The following is a 17,657-nucleotide window of genomic DNA, read 5'->3' on the forward strand; positions in this document are numbered from 1 at the left end:
TCTATTTGAGCTGCTCAGGCAGACCCTCCCAAAACCGTATCTACCAGGCCCCAGCCCATGGCCAAACCCACCAAAAAAACAGGTTCCAAAAAAACCAAGCGCAACGTCCCCAATGGGGTTGCACATATTCAGAGCACCTTCAACAACACGATCGTCTCAATCGCCGATACAGCTGGGGAAGTTATCGCCTGGTCATCTGCTGGAGCCAGTGGCTTCAAGGGTGCTCGTAAGGGCACACCCTTTGCCGCTCAAACTGCAGCTGAAGCTGCAGCTCGTAGGGCACTCGAACAGGGCATGCGTCAGATCGAGGTACTAGTCCGTGGACCCGGCTCCGGCCGTGAAACCGCCATCCGCGCCCTGCAGGTGGCAGGCCTCGAAATCACTCTTATTAGAGACGTCACCCCACTCCCCCATAACGGTTGCCGTCGGCCCAAACGCCGGCGCGTCTGAACCGCGTTTCAATCCCTAGCTCCTGCCCTCTCTCCCCGCTTCAGACCGTGCTGCAATACCAGATCGACCGGATCGAGCATCAAGTTGCCGATGATCGCGCCCAAACAGGCGTCTTCCTCATTGGACCGCTCGAACGCGGGCAAGCCACCACGCTTGGCAATTCCCTCCGCAGGGTGCTGATGGGGGGCCTTGAGGGCAGCGCAATCACAGCTGTGCGCATTGCCGGTGTCAACCACGAGTACGCGACCATCCCAGGAGTCCGAGAAGATGTGCTCGACATCCTGTTGAACTGCAAACAACTGTCGGTAAACAGTCGAACGAGTGAACTAGAGATTGGGCGACTTGTTGTTACCGGCCCTGCCCAGGTCAAAGCTAAAGACCTGCAGTTCTCCTCACAAGTCCAAGTAGTAGATGGAGACCGGCAAATTGCCACTGTGCATGAGGGTCACAGCCTTGAGTTAGAAGTTCATGTTGAGCGGGGTATCGGTTACCGGCCTGTTGATCGCCACCACGAAGACATAAGCGCCATTGATCTACTTCAGATCGATGCTGTGTTCATGCCCGTCCGTCGGGTGAACTTCACCATCGACGAGACTGCCGTCGCAGAAGGAGGATCGACCCGCGAGAGGCTGCGCATAGAAATTGTCACCGATGGTTCAACTACACCAGATGATGCCCTTGCAGAGGCAGCCAACCTACTGATCGAACTCTTTCAGCCCCTTGCCACCGTCACCATGGTGGAAGAACCAGGCCTGGAACCCGAGCCTTCCGCTGAATCACAGATCCCCCTTGAAGAGCTCAACCTCTCTGTAAGGGCTTACAACTGCCTCAAGCGAGCCCAGGTGAACTCAGTTTCTGATCTGATGGGCTTCAGCTACGAAGACCTGCTTGAGATCAAGAACTTCGGCTCAAAGTCTGCAGACGAGGTCATCGAAGCCCTAGAGCGCATCGGCATCTCAATTCCACAAAGCCGCACCAGCGCCTAGCCGTTTTTACATTCCCGCCCCAGCGCACAACCGAGAACCATGCGTCACCAATGTCGAGTCCCAAAGCTTGGGCGCCCAACTGATCAACGCAAAGCCATGCTTCGCGGTCTGACCACTCAACTCATCCGTGAAGGCCGTGTCACAACAACAAAAGCCAGAGCCAAGGCCCTTCGGGACGAAGCTGAACGAATGATCACTCTTGCGAAGAACGGAAGCCTGGCATCAAGACGCCGCGCCATCGGATACATCTACGACAAGCAACTGGTTCATGCGCTTTTCGACAAGGCCCAAGACCGTTATGGCGATCGTCAAGGGGGCTATACACGCATCATCCGTACGGTGCCTCGCCGCGGCGACAATGCTGAGATGGCAATCATAGAGTTGGTCTAAAGCCTGGGAACAGTGACAACATGCTGGACTGATCAGCAATGTTCCCTAACTCCAAAGTCGAACTGCCAAAAAGTACGCCAGTTCGACGTATTGGCCTCAGCTTGCAATATGAAGGCTCAAACTTTTGCGGTTGGCAGCGTCAACCGCAAGCGGTGAGCGTTCAACAAGTACTTGAAGAGGCAATCTCCCAGCTTGATCCTCACAGGCCTATTCAAGCCGTTGCAGCAGGTCGCACAGACGCTGGTGTCCATGCTGCGGGCCAAGTTGTGCACTTCGATTGCTGTGGGCCCATCCCAGCCGAACGCTGGGCACCTGCTCTAAACGGACGACTACCTAGCACGATTCGTGTGCGGGAAGCAGTAGCACGCCCAGCCTCCTGGCATGCATGTCATTCAGCCATATACAGAAGATATCGCTACACGATCTACAACGGTCGGCGACCCAATCTGTTCCTCACCCCCTGGAGCTGGCACCGCTACCACGTTCGTCTTGATGAAACCATGATGCAAATGGCTCTAGAGGGGCTCCTTGGGTTGCAAGACTTCAGCGCTTTTCAACGGACTGGTAGTCGACGAGCCCATGCCCGCACCACAATTCAGGAAGTAAAGATTGAGCGGCAGGGAGATTTAATAATGATTGAGATCCAAGCCAGCGGCTTCCTCTATGGCATGGTGCGGCTGTTGATGGGCCAATTGGTGGCCTTAGGCGAACACCGACTTAATCTTGAGACCTTTGAGCGGCGCTGGAAGGAGAAACGCCGTCAAGAAGTGAAAGAAGCGGCACCAGCTCAGGGTCTTTGCCTCCTGCGTGCAGGATACGAAGAAGACATTTTCTCTAAAGGCGGTTGGCATGACTGCCAACCGCGCTATTCCCTCGGAGCAAATGATCCTCCTTTGGATCCTCCATCTGCACCGGAGTCAAGCTGAACTCCCACTACAACGCCTCACCCCTAAGGCAAGCACAAGGGCTTCGCGAACCATTCCATGAGTGATCTTTTTGGATTTGCTCCCATGAAAGGCTAAAGTTAAAGATCGAGTTTGATCAGGCTCAGACCTAAATGTGCCTGATGCTCCCTGCCCAGCACTATCCCTTGAGATAAGTGCATCTCCGAACCGGCATGCCGGCGTGATGAACAAGACCTCCGTTCCCTCAATTGATTCGATCGAACGCCAGTGGTTTCTGGTGGATGCAGAGAATCAGACACTCGGCAGACTTGCTACTGAGGTGGCCTCCGTGCTGCGCGGCAAGAACAAGCCAAGCTTCACCCCTCACCTGGATACAGGTGACTTTGTTGTGGTGGTCAATGCGGACAAAATCAGAGTCAGCGGCAACAAGTCAAATCAAAAGCTCTACCGCCGTCACTCTGGTCGTCCCGGGGGGATGAAGGTTGAAACCTTCCAAGCGTTGCAGGATCGTCTACCTGAACGCATCGTCGAAAAAGCCATTAAAGGGATGCTTCCACACAACGCTCTTGGCAGACAGTTGTTCCGCAAACTCAAGGTCTACCGCGGCCCGGAACATCCCCATTCCGCACAGAGACCCCAAACCCTTCAGCTCAATCCCGCCGCTTCATCGCAATGAGCAGTTCCAATAACAGCGTTGTCTACTGGGGCACTGGCCGCCGCAAGACCTCAGTTGCCCGCGTTCGTCTTGTCCCTGGCACTGGCACCATCACCATCAATGGACGCCCCGGTGACCACTATCTGAACTTCAATCCCGCTTATCTCGCGGCAGTGAAAGCACCCCTGCAAACCCTTGGTCTAAACGAGCAATACGACGTCCTCGTCAACGTTCACGGTGGTGGACTCACCGGCCAAGCCGACGCCATCAAACAGGGTGCGGCACGAGCCCTGTGTGAGTTATCGGCAGACAACCGTAAACCGCTCAAAACTGAAGGCCATCTCAGCAGAGACCCCCGCGCCAAGGAACGTCGCAAGTACGGCCTCAAGAAAGCTCGCAAAGCTCCTCAGTTCTCCAAGCGCTGATCCTTCACCCCTCCTACTTTTCCCGGACTGCCATCTCCTGATCCTGATATGCCTAAACCTGATATTCATCCCAACTGGTATCCCGACGCAAAGGTGATCTGCAATGGAGAGGTGGTGATGACCACCGGGTCCACCCAACCAGAACTCCACGTTGATGTATGGAGTGGTAATCACCCCTTCTTTACCGGTACCCAGAAAATTCTTGATACTGAAGGACGCGTGGATCGCTTCATGCGCAAGTACGGCATGGGCAGTGCCGATGCTGCTGCGGATGAAAAAAAAACAGACCCCAAAAATAACAACAAGGACAACACCTCTAAAGAAGACTGAGCTGTTGTCCTCAAAGACTTCGCCGGGTGCCAATAACATCCGCTGTTGATGGGTATGGACTCTTCAACCCTCATCACTCGGCTGGAAACAGCCAAGACCAGTTTTCAAAGTCTGGAGCGCCAGCTAGCTGATCCCGATGTGGCAGCTGATCCCAAACTTCTTGAAAGTATTGCGCGAGAAAGAGCACGACTGGAACCCCTCGTACTCGATTTTGAAGCACTCCAGCATGTGGAGCAGGAATGGCAAGAGACCAAGCAGCTACTGCGAGAAAGTAGGGGTGATGACGCCATGGAGTCTTTAGCCCAGGAAGAGTTGCAACAACTAGAGGCACGCAAAACAGTCTTGGTGAGACGCCTCACCCTGGCCCTACTCCCAAGTGATCCTCGTGATCAACGCAGCGTCATGCTGGAGATCCGCGCCGGTGCAGGCGGAAACGAAGCCTGCCTATGGGCAGGTGATTTAGCCCGCATGTATGAGCGCTACGGTCAACGCATTGGCTGGTCAGTCCAACCGTTGAGTGCAACAGAGGCCGATTTGGGGGGATTCCGTGAACTCATCCTCTCAATCAAAGGCGATGCCGTCTTCAGCCAACTGAAATTCGAAGCCGGCGTGCATCGAGTTCAACGAGTTCCTGCTACAGAATCCCAAGGTCGAGTGCACACCTCCACAGCAACAGTGGCTGTGATGCCAGAAGCTGATGCAGTGGAAGTGCAGATCGATCCCAGCGAACTAGAAATCAGCACTGCTCGCTCAGGCGGGGCTGGCGGACAAAATGTCAACAAGGTTGAAACGGCAGTGGACCTGCTCCACAAGCCCACCGGTATCAGGGTGTTCTGCACCCAGCAACGCTCCCAACTGCAGAACCGAGAACGTGCCATGGAAATCCTGAGAGCGAAGTTGCTGGAAAGACAAATTGCAGAAGCCAACGCGCGTGAAAGCTCAACGAGAAGAGCCCAAGTGGGAACTGGCGACCGCAGCGAAAAGATCCGCACCTACAACTACAAAGACAATCGCACCACTGACCACCGATTAGGACGCAATTTCTCCCTCGAGCCAGTGCTGACTGGCCAGCTGGAAGAGCTGATCGGCGCCTGCATTGCCGAAGAGCAACGCCATCAACTGGAAGAACTCAGTCATCAAGAGGAAGACTGACATTGAGGCTGGTATCACCAGAGCCCCAGCCGATTACATACTTTTCCCACTCGCTGTGTCGGCCCGAGTGAATCTGTCGAGTCGCCTCAAAACTGAGACTGCTGAGTGGTCGCCGCGGCAACCGATGCAGAGGCATTTCAGCCTCCTGAGGAGTACGGCAGCCCTTGCGTACATTGCAAATCAAGCAAGCCGTGGTGACGTTTTCCCAGGTATCGCTACCGCCACGGCTGCGAGGGATCACATGATCTATGGAGAGTTTCTCTCCTTGGTAACCGCAGTATTGGCAACAATGACCATCGCGAAAAAACACATTTCGACGCGTCAGGGGCAATTGCCGAAAAGGCACCCGAACAAAATGCCGCAACCGAATCACCGTAGGGAGCATGGTGTCCTCGCGAACCATGCGTGAAGAATCCTGTTCCAGGCTCTCCGCCTTGCCCTTGAACATCATCACCAGGGCGCGTCGCCAGGTGGTGATATTCAGAGGCTCATAGGACGCGTTGAGGACGAGAACCTGGCTCATGCCAGCCCCCTGATTAAGCGCCATGCTACCGACACTCCAAGGGTGAGGTCATTCCCTTGTTTACCCTGCCAGCATGCGAGACCTGATCGCCCCACACGGTGATCTGCCTAGGGGCAAAAACCCTGAGCAGATGGCACAAGCCGATCCACGTCAGCGCGCCTGGGTGGAAGTTAATCCCGCAGCTGTGGAAGCCAATTGCCGCAGCCTTCGGAGACACCTGTGTGAAAGTTGTGCCCTGATGGCCGTGGTGAAAGCTGATGGCTATGGCCATGGCGCTTTAACCGTAGCCCGAGCCGCCTTGCAAGGAGGAGCAAAAAGCCTTGGAGTAGCAACCCTCCAAGAAGGGATTGAGCTTCGTCAAGCCGGCCACAATGCCCCAGTGCTTGTGCTAGGCAATCTCACCCATAGCGAAGACCTGAAAGCTTGCCTTCATTGGCAACTCATGCCCACCCTCAGCAGTATGCGAGAGGCTCTGCTCTGCCAAAACCTTGCAGATGGCAGCGGCCGGCAATTCAGGATTCAGCTCAAAATCGATACTGGGATGACCCGCCTCGGCTGCGAGCTAAAGGAAGCTCCCAGGCTGGTGGAGGCGATAGGCCACCTCAATCAACTGGAATTAAAGGGTATCTATAGCCATTTAGCCCTGGCAGATGGGGATCTCCAAGGGAAAGCCGCAATGGTGACGGATCAGCAGCAGCAACACTTTGAGACGGTGCTAAGAACGCTGCCAGAGCAACACAATGGATTTACGCGGCACCTTGCCAACTCCGCCGGCACCCTTCGCGATCGCGGACTCCACTACGACATGGTGCGCGTTGGTCTTGCTCTGTATGGCCACAGCCCCAACCTCCAACTACAAGGAAAAGTAGACCTTCAGCCAGCTCTCAGCGTCAAAGCAAGGGTGACATTGATAAGGGATGTGCCTGCAGGTGTGGGAGTGAGTTACGGCCATCGCTTCACCACACGACGCCCCAGTCGCCTAGCCGTCGTAGGAATCGGCTATGCCGACGGGGTTAGCCGATCCCTATCAGGCCAAATCTCTGCCATAGCCGATGGTCAGCTTCTCCCACAGGTTGGCGCCATCACCATGGATCAACTCGTGCTTGATGCCACAAATCATCCCGACCTAGAGGTGGGAAGCATCGTGACCCTCCTAGGCAAGGACGGTGACGCCTGTATTACACCACAACAATGGAGTGATCTGAGTGGATCAATTCCATGGGAGGTGCTCTGCAGCTTCAAACATCGACTACCCAGACTGGTGATTTAACACCAAACCCAGACAAGTAAAACAAAGCACTAGAGGTGGGTATTGGTAGGGTATGTAGGCCGCTGGAGAGGTGGCCGAGTGGTTGAAGGCGGCTCCCTGCTAAGGAGTTACAGGAGGCAACTCTTGTCGAGGGTTCGAATCCCTCCCTCTCCGTTGAAAGTCAGTTTCCGAGAGTGCCAGGCACTCCTCAAACGGCTTTAATCGACTGCCCTCAAACAGTTCCTGCGTGTCAAACGGATTTGCGCCGTTTAGACCAGCTGCAAGCTTGTGTTGTCCAAGAAGCTATCCAATAATCGGCAAGAATTTTTCTTCGTGGCATGGCAAATCGCTTTGACTGCAAAGGCATGCAAGGAATTCGTTATCCAATTCTGCGTAACGTTCAACGAAAGGCTCTCCAGCTCGACAAAAGCAGGCAATGAACACATCTAAAAAGCTTATTATTTTTTACTCAACTAACCAAGCTGGGACTGAAAAGCATTAAACATCTAACAAATTCTCTACCCTTTTACCCCTCTAAAGGCGATTTGCTAAACGGGGTATAACAGGAAATTTTGCCTTCTCTACTTAAGCAGAGAGCATCCAAAGCATGCGTTAGACTTTGACTTCAAGCATAATATATGTAGCTTTTCTCCAAACCAATTCTACTTTAACCGACTTAACTGAATCGATCCACTCAAGCCCCGCCAAACGAGAAAGGCGGGAGCACTTTTAAAAAGATAAAAGGATATAAATTTACCAGATCACTTACTATTAAAGGCTTTATCTGTATAGATAAATACTATTTAGGCATGTGCTGTCTGCTTTATACCGCTTTCACTCAAATTCAACTTTTTCTCGTTTGATTTACTTAGAGGTCTCAATTCTTTTAGCCCTATAGCTTGCTGAGTTCGCGAGCTATTGCCGGCAAGAGGGTTGTGTCATTAGCTCGCTCCCTTCCTTGAGTGAAGACCACCAAAAGCATCGGCCTGCCTCCTTGTAAAGACCACCAAGCCGCATCATGACGAGCCTGACTCATCCAGCCAGCCTTACTCCACAAACGGGATCCTACCGGCAAACCTTCTCCAAGAAATCCATCCACCTGATTCTCTGGATCAGCCTTGCGCTGCATGAGATCAATAGACCTTGAAAGAAGTTGACGCAAGCGCTTGCAGGCCAACGGAGACACCAAAGCATCAGTCATCACTGACTCAAGCAGGCGAGCTGTAGCTGCAGTGGTTAACGCATTGCGATTCCCGAGACCTACACCATAAAAATCTCGCTCTCGACCATAAGGTCCATCACCCCAGGTCTTCTGGCAACAGTTCACCTTTTCCAACTCTTCCCAGCCCAACCCTTGCAGCCAGTCATTCACCAGGTGCCGCTGCTGCTGCCAAGTCTGCCAGGATTCTCCCAGCAGCGATGGGCCGCTTGTCGTCCCGGTAAGCAAATCCAACACAAGGCTGGTGGCGTCATTACTCGAATCAGCAATCATGTCTCGCATCGCCCGACGAAGCTCATCGGCCTCTGGCAACAGGTCCCGCTGGAGCCATGCCTCAGCAGCAAGGGCATAGACAAGCTTGACCACACTGGCAGGGAAAAGAATGCGCTGATCCGACCAACCGGCCCCCGAGCCACTGCCGGGAGTTGGATCAGAACAGTCATAACGAACCCAACTGATCGCCACGCTGTTATGAAGGCCAGGACGCCTCTCTGCCGCCAATCGATCTAACAGCCCCTTTAGCTGAGCCTGCATAGCACTATCGGGGCGGTAGAACGCCATTGCTAATCACTTCAGGCAATGCCGACCCTAGGCACCCCAATCACCACTGACCTTCTTGCTCCAGGCAGCTGCTGGCAACTGCAAAAGGGAGTCAACGGTTATGCCGGTGTCGAGGGAGCAGGACTGGCCACCCAGGCGGCCGCAGGCCGAAGCTTTGAAGTGCTCGATGCAGCGAAGCCCAACAAATATCAACAGCCAGTAACACGGCTACGGGTGCGGCTACTGGAAGACGGATACCCCTGCTGGATTGATCTGCGCGAAGTGAACGGCCAGATCATTCAACGGGGACGCTGGCGACCTCAACTGCTTGCCATCAGAGAGATCCGGCAACGACTAGTGGCTGTGATGAACTGGGTGGAGGCAGCAGCCAATCAGCCAAACACTTACCTATGGGGCGGCAGCATCGGGCCAGATTTTGACTGCTCTGGCCTTGTACAGACCGCCTTTGCTAGTCAAGGCATCTGGCTGCCGCGCGACGCCTATCAACAGGAAAGGTTCTGTACGCCAATAACTGTGCAACCTGACAACACCAAACAACTCCGCCCTGGAGATCTGATTTTCTTCGGCAGTCGAAAACACTGCAGCCACGTTGGCGTATATGGAGGCAACGGAAGCTACTGGCATAGCTCCGGTAAAGAGCATGGACGCAACGGCATCGGCTGCGATCGGCTGCCTGCCAACGACACCCATCCAGTGGCCTGCTACTACCGAGCTGAGCTGCGCGGGGCGGGGCGAGTGGAACGCTGCCATGACGGAACCACCCTCCCCTGAAGGGCAGCGCCTAAGTTGCTCTCTACTGCGGAAGGCCTCCGGCATGCCCTCGCCCATGGACCTCTCAGTCGTAGTACCCCTCTTCAACGAAGAGGAAAGCCTGCCAAAGTTGATCGATCAACTCCTTGCAGCCTTACGCCCTACTGGTGAAATCTTCGAGCTGGTGCTGGTGAATGATGGCTCCACCGACGGCACCGCCAAGGTGCTGGAGCAGCTAAGTATTAAAACGCCAGAACTGGTAGGCGTACTTCTACGCAAAAACTATGGCCAAACGGCTGCCATGGCTGCAGGGTTCGACGTATCCCAAGGTGAAGTGATTGTCAGCATCGATGGCGATCTCCAAAACGATCCCGCCGATATCCCGCTACTCCTATCGAAGTTGCGTGAGGGATACGACCTCGTGAGCGGCTGGCGTCATCAACGCCAGGATGCTGCCCTAAAGCGCAAACTGCCCTCAAAAATTGCCAATCGCCTGATCGGCCGAGTTACCGGTGTAAGGCTGCATGACTACGGCTGCTCACTGAAAGCCTATCGGAAAGAAATCCTGACGGATATGCGTCTCTATGGCGAGCTGCACCGCTTCCTGCCGGCTTTGGCCTTTATCGAAGGGGCTCTGATCACAGAAGTGAAAGTCAACCACCGTGCACGCCAATACGGCAATAGCAAGTACGGGATCGATCGCACCTTCCGCGTGTTGATGGACCTATTCACGGTGTGGTTTATGAAGCGCTTTCTGACCAGACCGATGTACGTCTTCGGCTTCGGCGGGTTGCTCGCCATGGGCGGGAGCCTGCTGACGAGTATCTATTTACTGGCGATCAAGCTGATGGGAGAAGACATTGGCAACCGCCCACTACTCACCATGGCTGTGGTACTCGGCCTGACTGGAGTCCAATTGTTCTGCTTTGGTCTACTAGGCGAGTTGGTCATGCGCACCTACCACGAAAGCCAAGGGCGACCGATCTACCGCATACGGGCGACGTTGCGCGGCGGCGGTACATCCTGAATTAGCTCTGCACGCGGTTTACCTCGATAGCCTTCAAGTGCTGCCGCTGCAGCAGCCACAACACGGCCATCGGAGTCGTGCAGCCCCTGCCGCAGCAATGACATAACTGAAACATGACCCCACAGGCCTGCCAGGGTCACAGCCTCTAATCGTTGCTCAGGGCCGGCAGCCATGGCCTCACGTAACTGCCTTTGCAGAGCAATGCGTTCAAGAGATGTAGCCGGCGAATTCCATGTGACCGGACTCTCAAGGGCTAACGAAGTGGAATCCTCAGATCCCTGCGATTGAGGCTTGGCTAGCGTTAGCTGAACACGATTCAAAGCAGCCACGCTGCTGGCGTCGGTACTGCTCAGCAGGAGCTTGCGAGGGCGTCTACCCAAACCCAAGAGCACCAGCGTGAGAGCTAAAACAGCAGCACCAGCAAACAGTTGATTCATTGAAAGATGGCTCGTGGAAACAGCGGTAACCGATGATGAGCCCGATAGTGATGGATTGAACTTTTATGTCGCCAACAGGGCCTGAATAGGCCCTATTCAAAGGCGATCTATACAGTAGCTATGGAACCTTTGGCTGACGCCATGACAAGTGATTTTGCTGCCACCTGGCTGCCTGCGGTGTTTGTACCCCTGATCGTGCTAGTGACACCGGCAATTTTCATTGTCCTAGTGGGTCGCCATATCACAGCTACCGACTGAGCTGTAGACGCTTAACCCCAGCCAACCGACTCCCCTAATGCCGAATGACTGACGAGAACCTGCCCCTAGGCCCCAAGACGCTCAACGAAAAGTACCGTGACCGAGGGCACGTAGAAGAGTGGGCTGTGCAGCCTGCTGCTGACCCCTGCGTCGGAAACCTGGCCACTCCAGTCAATAGTGGCTACTTCGTGAAAGCCTTAGTCAACAATCTTCCCCTCTATCGCGAGGGTATTTCTGCAAACTTCCGCGGCTTGGAAACTGGTGCCGCGATCGGCTACTTCATTTACGGTCCCTTCCTTGTAATGGGTCCGTTAAGAACGACCGATTTTGCTACAACAGCAGCTTTATTGGCAACAGTTGGAGCAGTGCATATCCTTACTGCTCTTTTAGTGCTTTACAACGTCCCCGGCAAGGCACCCACCGTGCCACCCCCGGACGTCACTGTTGCTAACCCTCCTGCCGACCTGTTCACAAGGAAAGGCTGGGCAGACTTCACAAGTGGCTTTTGGCTGGGTGGCTGCGCGGGCGCAGCCTTTGCATGGTTCCTATGCAACACTTTGCACATGCAACCACTGCTGAATGTTCCCATGAATGTCTGGGCTTCTTAAGAATCAAGAAGCTTTCACATCATCAAATCGAAAAGTAAAAAATCTTCTCCTGGGGTGGCTTGATTGCTTCCCCAGGTTTTTTATTGCTTCAAGAATGCCAAGGCATGCTGAAAGGCCAATGCGTAAAGGTGTTTCAAGGTTGGAAATAAGAAACCTGCCTCTAGCCCGCTTAAGCCAATCGCTTTAAGGATTTTCTGCCTCTCCTTCGCGAGGCAGAAAATCCCCACCCGACTTCAAGATCTCAGGCCTTGGGAGGGGAGAAAAAGGCACTAAGAAGACTAAGGCGAGCCTAGAGAGACGCATGAGGGTGATAAACAATTAGAGGCATTGGAGCCTCCTCAAAGCGAGCAAACATACAGAAAAAAGAGCCTGCATTCCCATCTTGGTAGTCGCAAATACAAAGAGAGATGAAATCCTAGTCTAAGCGAAATCTCCTAACAAGATTCCCTGAACCAACTTGTATACACAGAACTGATTAACTCAGAGACAAGATATGCCATAGAAAGCGAATAAAACGAGACCCTCTATCAGGCATGAACAAACTTTTGAAGGCTTTCAATTGGCATCCTTTTTTCAATTAATCCAATCAAAGCCAAACCCTTTGGCTAGACAATTTCAAAGAATTTGACCAACCATTTCCATGGCATTACTTGAGCAATAAGGTGCTTTACAAGCCAATACTCTAAGAAGGAATGCATCCAACAAAGCAAGAAAAAACCCCGTCAAGTAAAACCTGACGGGGAATTATCTTTCTGACGATGAATCGACTAACTAACTAGCGAGAGGGGATGTTATCCAAACTTGCTAGCTGTAGATGCAATCACAAAGGCACCAAAGGTAAAGATGTTCCCCACTGCAAAGTGCGTCACACCAACCAGACGGGCCTGCACGATCGAAAGAGCTACTGGCTTATCACGCCATCCAACCAGGTTGGCAATCGGAGAGCGCTGATGAGCCCAAACGAGAGTCTCGATCAGCTCCTGCCAATAACCCCTCCAAGAGATCAGGAACATGAATCCTGTTGCCCAGACCAAATGGCCTGCTAGGAACATGTATGCCCAAGGGGAGAGATTATTAATCCCGAATGGGTTGTAGCCATTGATGATCTGGGAACTATTGATCCAGAGATAATCCCTGAACCAACCCATTAAGTGGGTACTCGACTCATTGAACTGAGCCATGTTGCCCTGCCAAGCGGCAAGGTGCTTCCAGTGCCAGTAATAAGTTGCCCAAGCAATGGTATTCAGTGCCCAGAAAATAGCCATGTAAGTGGAGTCCCACGCAGAGATGTCGCAGGTGCCGCCACGTCCAGGGCCATCACAAGCAAAGGCATAGCCGAAGTCCTTTTTATCGGGCATCAGCTTGGAACCTCTTGCATCAAGTGCACCCTTGATCAAGATCAATGCAGTGGTGTGAAGACCCAAGGCAATGCCATGGTGAACCAGGAAGTCTCCTGGGCCAATAGGCATGAAGTTGGAAACTTCTGGACTGGCATTAATCAGATCCATCCAGTAGTGATCCCCAGGCATCCCAGCCGCAGCCAAGGATGGGGCACTATTTGCATTCGCAAGCAGCACATCAAGGCCATACATGACCTTGCCACTAGCGGCCTGAATGAACTGAGCAAAGATGGGCTCAACAAGGATCTGCTTTTCGGGGGTTCCGAAAGCAATCACCACATCGTTGTGGAGATACAGCGCCAGGGTATGGAAACCGAGGAGCATGCAAACCCAGCTCAAGTGACTGATCAGTGCTTCTTTGGTTTCTAAGACCCTTGCAAGAACATTGTCCTTGTTGGCCTCAGGGTCATAGTCACGGACAAAGAAGATTGCTCCGTGGGAGAAGGCACCGCACATCAGGAAGATGGCGATGTACTGATGGTGGGTGTAAAGAGCTGCCTGAGTGGTGTAATCCTGCGCAATGAAGGCATACGAGGGCAAGGCGCCCATGTGATGCGCTACAAGACTGGCTGCTGTACCTAGACAGGCAAGAGCAAGACCAAGTTGGAAGTGCAGGGAGTTGTTGATCGTATCGGTGATCCCGTTGTGATTGAGACCGTAGTGACCGATTTTTTCTCGGAAACCATCCTTATGAGGATCATTGGGATGATTGGTGTTGTGACCGTCGGTGATTTCCTTAAAGGTATGGCCGATACCGAAACTATTCCGGTACATATGGCCACCGATGATCATGAAGACACCGATCGCAATGTGGTGGTGGGAGATGTCAGTCAGCCAAAGGGCACCACTCTGTGGATGAACACCACCTAGGAAAGTAAGGATGGCCGTGCCAGCGCCTTCAGAAGTACCAAAGGCATGATTCAAAGAATCAGGATTCTGTGCATAGGCTCCCCAGTTTCCTGTGAAGAATGGGGTCAACCCTTCAGGGTGTGGGAGAACTGTGAGGAAGTTGTCCCAACCGACGTGCTGACCACGTGATTCAGGAATGGCCACGTGAACGAGGTGACCAGTCCAGGCGATGTTGGTGAAACCAAACAACACTGCGAGGTGATGATTCATCATCGCCTCAGCGTTCTTGAACCACGCCAGCGAAGGACGGAACTTTGGCTGTAAATGCAGCCAACCACCGAACAAGAGCCAAGCAACCAGGATGTCAATGAAGATGGCGCCCTGGTAAAGCTCTGTATTGGTGCGCATTCCGATGGTGTACCACCAGTGGTACAAACCGGAATAGCAAATGTTTACTGGACGGGAAGCCCCCGCTTGAGTCAAAGCATCAGTGATGCCTTGACCGAAGTGAGGATCCCAAATTGCGTGGGCAATCGGTTGAACATTTTGTGGGTCGGCGACCCACTGTTCGAAGTTGCCCTGCCAGGCGATATGGAACAGGTTTCCTGCAACCCATAGGCCAATAACAGCCAGATGACCGAAATGGGTAGAGAACAGCTTTTGGTAAAGCCGTTCTTCGGTCATGCCGTCGTGGCTCTCGAAGTCGTGAGCCGTGGCTATGCCGTACCAAATACGGCGGGTTGTAGGGTCCTGTGCCAGACCCTGGCTGAACGAAGGAAATTTCGTTGCCATGTGGGGAAAGGTCAGGAAAGGTCAGCCGAGCCCAAGAAGGCGGGCATGGAAGAAGGCCCAGGTGGTCACAATGCCACCAAACAGGAAGTGGGTTACACCAACTGCGCGGCCCTGCGTAATCGAAAGTGCCCGGGGCTGGATGGTGGGAGCAAGCTTGAGCTTGTTATGAGCCCAGATAATGGATTCAAATAGCTCCTGCCAGTAGCCACGGCCGCTGAACAAGAACATCAAGCTAAAGGCCCACACGAAGTGGCCACCAAGGAATAGCAGGCCATAGCCGCTGAGGCCAGTGCCGTAGCTCGTGAGCACCTGTGAGGACTGAGCCCAGAGGAAGTCACGGAACCAACCATTCACAGTGATGGCGCTTTGAGCAAAGTTGCCAGAAACGAGATGAGTCACACTGCCGTCTGAATTAACAGTGCCCCATACATCGCTTTGCATCTTCCACGAGAAGTAGAAGATCACCATCGAGAGGGAGTTGTACATCCAGAACAGGCCTAGGAACACGTGGTCCCAAGAGGAAACCTGGCAGGTACCACCACGACCTGGGCCATCGCAAGAGAAGCGGAACCCAAGATTTGCCTTGTCAGGAACAAGACGAGAACTGCGCGCAAAAAGCACACCCTTAAGAAGGATGAGGCACGTTACGTGAATGGTGAAGGCATGGATGTGGTGAATCATCAAGTCAGCTGTTCCCAAGGGAATAGCCATCAGAGCCACCTTGCCGCCTACTGCTACAACACTTCCGTTGAACACATCACTAACTGCACCTGGCAGACCTGTTGCCGTGCCAACCACAGATGATGTGCCGATTGAAGACGCCCAAAGGCTTTGGATCCACTGAGCCAAGACAGGCTGCAACTGGATTGCAGAGTCGCTGAACATGTCTTGGGAACGACCCAAAGCACGCATGCTGTCGTTGTGTATATAAAGGCCGAAGCTATGGAAGCCAAGGAACATACACACCCAGTTGAGGTGACTGATAATGGCGTCGCGCGCCTTGAACATGCGGTCAAGCACGTTATCGACGTGAACTGAGACGTCATAGTCACGAATGACTGCGATGCCAGCGTGAGCGGCTGCTCCGCAAATCATCAAGCCACCAATCCACATGTGGTGTGTGAATAGCCCAAGAACCGTTGGGTAATCAGTCGCTAGGTATGGATATGGAGGCAGAGAATACATGTGGTGTGCAACCACGATGCTCCCTGAACCAATACAGGCCAGGTTCACTGCCAACTGAGCATGCCAGCTACTGGAAAGGAACTCAAAGAGGCCTTTATGGCCATTGGGAGCTGGGAATAACAGGGGGTCACCCTTTACGTTCCCCATGATCTCTTTCATGCTGTGGCCGATACCGAATCTTGAGCGGTATACGTGGCCTCCAAACATCAAAAAGACCGCCCATGCCAAATGGTGATGAGCAACATCAGTACTCCATAAAGCACCGGTTACAGGATTCACTCCTCCGTTGTTGGTGAGAAAATCACTAAAAGCCCACCAATTAGCCGAGAAGAAGTTCCCGATGCCTGAAGCAAGACCTGGATAAATCTGGCCAACGAGATCAGCGTTATAGAGCTCGTGTGGCAGAGGGATATCCGCTGCAGAGGCAATGGTCTTGCCATCAAGCACCATTGGAGTGCCTGCATCTATGGCATCCAAAAGGGCGTTGGTGGGGTTGGCCACATGGATCAAGTGACCTGTCCAACCAAGAGAGCCCAAGCCAAACAGACCAATCTGATGGTGCTGAAGCATCGACTCAATCTTCTTAAACCACTCCAGCTTTGGAGCTGCTTTGTGGTAATGGAAGATTCCGCCATGGAGAACCAGGGCAGCCATGATTAGGGCACCAGTTGCAAGAGCCATGAGCTCCGTCTCACTGGTAATTCCCCAACCCCTCCAAATTTGGAAAATGCCGGAGGTGATCTGGATGCCGTTAAAACCGGCACCCACATCAGCATTCATGATTTCTTGACCGACAATTGGCCAAACGACCTGCGCACTGGGTTTCACGTGCGTGGGGTCGGCTAGCCAGCCGGAGTAGTTGGAGAAGCGGGCACCGTGGAAGAAGGCACCGCTTAACCAAATAAACACTATGGCCAAATGGCCGAAGTGCGCCGAAAAGATCTTCCGGCTGGTTTCTTCCAGATCCCCAATGTGGGTATCGAAGTCGTGGGCGTCAGCGTGGAGGTTCCAAATCCAGGTTGTGGAGTTTGGTCCTTTAGCGAGGCTTTTCGAGAAAAATCCGGGTTGTTCGAATTTTTCGAAGTCGGCTGGGACGTGGTCCCGGTCGACTGGTTGATCGTAAATGGGCTTCGCTTTTTCCCCACGCTCTGGTGGGCTGATGGTCATCGAGAGGTTCCTCGAGGGACGGGATCGAGGTGGAGGTCCACCCCTTCGACAGGCCCATGGGCTTGCCGGGGCCCCGGAGACACCACCACCGAAGTGGTGCTGATACCGGGCGCCAGCACAAGTCGAAAGTCGAAACTCAGACTCACACTGGAGCTATGGGCCCCTACAAGGGGACCGCTTCAAGCAGCATAAAGCTGAGCACCACTCACTACGACAGCAAGTAACAAATGTTCTATCCGCTCGCTAATCAGTGGGGGCCTGGCGTCTGCAGAAGGGCCACTGACAGAAGCGGATCATTAATACACGTAAGTTTACAACTCCAAAAGAAGCAAATTTTCA

The 17,657-nt window shown here is 53.4% G+C and carries 18 protein-coding genes and 1 tRNA gene; 14 read left to right on the forward strand and 5 right to left on the reverse strand.

Translation table 11 applies throughout. The annotated features are described in order from the left end of the window. The first annotated feature begins 57 nt into the window (after positions 1-57). From rpsK to prfA, 8 genes are all read left to right on the forward strand, one after another. Positions 58-450 (forward strand): 30S ribosomal protein S11, encoded by a 393-nt coding sequence (rpsK, locus tag SIB41_RS08670; RefSeq protein WP_011131121.1) that lies wholly within the window; start codon positions 58-60, stop codon positions 448-450. Positions 451-497: 47 nt separating this feature from the next. Next, the gene (locus tag SIB41_RS08675) at positions 498-1,436 is read left to right on the forward strand and encodes a DNA-directed RNA polymerase subunit alpha (RefSeq protein ID WP_413361481.1); all 939 of its coding nucleotides are present in this window, start codon (positions 498-500) and stop codon (positions 1,434-1,436) included. Positions 1,437-1,475: 39 nt separating this feature from the next. After that, entirely contained in the window at positions 1,476-1,826 is a 351-nt protein-coding gene (rplQ, locus tag SIB41_RS08680; RefSeq protein ID WP_011131123.1) for a 50S ribosomal protein L17, read from the forward strand. 38 nt (positions 1,827-1,864) lie between these two features. Continuing rightward, positions 1,865-2,752, forward strand: coding sequence for a tRNA pseudouridine(38-40) synthase TruA (truA, locus tag SIB41_RS08685; RefSeq protein ID WP_413358230.1), 888 nt, complete (start codon positions 1,865-1,867; stop codon positions 2,750-2,752). Positions 2,753-2,954: 202 nt separating this feature from the next. Next, on the forward strand, positions 2,955-3,407 hold the full coding sequence (rplM, locus tag SIB41_RS08690) for a 50S ribosomal protein L13 (protein ID WP_063420408.1): 453 nt from the start codon (positions 2,955-2,957) through the stop codon (positions 3,405-3,407). Beyond that, positions 3,404-3,811, forward strand: a complete 408-nt coding sequence (gene rpsI / locus SIB41_RS08695) for a 30S ribosomal protein S9 (protein ID WP_011826929.1) — start codon at positions 3,404-3,406, stop codon at positions 3,809-3,811. Before rplM ends, rpsI begins: the two co-directional genes overlap by 4 nt. A gap of 48 nt (positions 3,812-3,859) precedes the next feature. Further along, positions 3,860-4,141 (forward strand): 50S ribosomal protein L31, encoded by a 282-nt coding sequence (rpmE, locus tag SIB41_RS08700; protein ID WP_413358232.1) that lies wholly within the window; start codon positions 3,860-3,862, stop codon positions 4,139-4,141. Between the two features lie 54 nt (positions 4,142-4,195). After that, entirely contained in the window at positions 4,196-5,293 is a 1,098-nt protein-coding gene (gene prfA / locus SIB41_RS08705) for a peptide chain release factor 1 (protein WP_011131128.1), read from the forward strand. Here the strand turns inward: prfA and SIB41_RS08710 are convergent. Continuing rightward, the gene (locus tag SIB41_RS08710) at positions 5,271-5,816 is read right to left on the reverse strand and encodes an HNH endonuclease (RefSeq protein ID WP_413358234.1); all 546 of its coding nucleotides are present in this window, start codon (positions 5,814-5,816) and stop codon (positions 5,271-5,273) included. The two genes, prfA and SIB41_RS08710, sit on opposite strands and share 23 nt — an antisense overlap. Before the next feature lie 73 nt (positions 5,817-5,889). On the opposite strand from SIB41_RS08710, the gene alr reads away from it, so the two are divergent. Together alr and SIB41_RS08720 are read left to right on the forward strand one after the other, a co-directional pair. Further along, complete coding sequence (gene alr, locus SIB41_RS08715; protein WP_413358236.1) at positions 5,890-7,086, forward strand: alanine racemase; 1,197 nt, start codon at positions 5,890-5,892, stop codon at positions 7,084-7,086. 64 nt (positions 7,087-7,150) lie between these two features. After that, positions 7,151-7,239 (forward strand) — tRNA-Ser (locus tag SIB41_RS08720). A 718-nt stretch (positions 7,240-7,957) separates the two neighbouring features. On the opposite strand, the gene SIB41_RS08725 is transcribed toward SIB41_RS08720, so the two are convergent. Then, entirely contained in the window at positions 7,958-8,845 is an 888-nt protein-coding gene (locus SIB41_RS08725) for a serine hydrolase (protein ID WP_011131131.1), read from the reverse strand. An 18-nt stretch (positions 8,846-8,863) separates the two neighbouring features. On the opposite strand from SIB41_RS08725, the gene SIB41_RS08730 reads away from it, so the two are divergent. Continuing rightward, entirely contained in the window at positions 8,864-9,616 is a 753-nt protein-coding gene (locus SIB41_RS08730; protein WP_413358238.1) for an NlpC/P60 family protein, read from the forward strand. A gap of 43 nt (positions 9,617-9,659) precedes the next feature. Continuing rightward, the gene (locus tag SIB41_RS08735; RefSeq protein ID WP_011131133.1) at positions 9,660-10,622 is read left to right on the forward strand and encodes a glycosyltransferase family 2 protein; all 963 of its coding nucleotides are present in this window, start codon (positions 9,660-9,662) and stop codon (positions 10,620-10,622) included. On the opposite strand, the gene SIB41_RS08740 is transcribed toward SIB41_RS08735, so the two are convergent. After that, complete coding sequence (locus SIB41_RS08740) at positions 10,580-11,059, reverse strand: HEAT repeat domain-containing protein (protein ID WP_413358240.1); 480 nt, start codon at positions 11,057-11,059, stop codon at positions 10,580-10,582. The genes SIB41_RS08735 and SIB41_RS08740 overlap by 43 nt on opposite strands. Before the next feature lie 141 nt (positions 11,060-11,200). Between SIB41_RS08740 and SIB41_RS08745 the strand changes: the two genes are divergently transcribed. Together SIB41_RS08745 and SIB41_RS08750 are read left to right on the forward strand one after the other, a co-directional pair. Then, positions 11,201-11,317, forward strand: coding sequence for a photosystem I reaction center subunit VIII (locus tag SIB41_RS08745; RefSeq protein WP_011131134.1), 117 nt, complete (start codon positions 11,201-11,203; stop codon positions 11,315-11,317). Between the two features lie 44 nt (positions 11,318-11,361). Continuing rightward, positions 11,362-11,925 carry a photosystem I reaction center protein subunit XI gene (locus SIB41_RS08750; RefSeq protein WP_011131135.1) on the forward strand — a complete coding sequence of 188 codons (564 nt, stop codon included), beginning with the start codon at positions 11,362-11,364 and terminating at the stop codon, positions 11,923-11,925. 791 nt (positions 11,926-12,716) lie between these two features. Here the strand turns inward: SIB41_RS08750 and psaB are convergent. Both psaB and psaA read right to left on the reverse strand, forming a co-directional pair. Then, positions 12,717-14,966, reverse strand: a complete 2,250-nt coding sequence (gene psaB, locus SIB41_RS08755; protein ID WP_011131136.1) for a photosystem I core protein PsaB — start codon at positions 14,964-14,966, stop codon at positions 12,717-12,719. Between the two features lie 21 nt (positions 14,967-14,987). After that, positions 14,988-17,318 (reverse strand): photosystem I core protein PsaA, encoded by a 2,331-nt coding sequence (psaA, locus tag SIB41_RS08760; protein WP_063400828.1) that lies wholly within the window; start codon positions 17,316-17,318, stop codon positions 14,988-14,990. Positions 17,319-17,657 lie beyond the last annotated feature (339 nt).

It is taken from the genome of Prochlorococcus sp. MIT 1201 (assembly GCF_047303415.1).
In the GTDB taxonomy this organism is placed as follows: domain Bacteria; phylum Cyanobacteriota; class Cyanobacteriia; order PCC-6307; family Cyanobiaceae; genus Prochlorococcus; species Prochlorococcus marinus_D.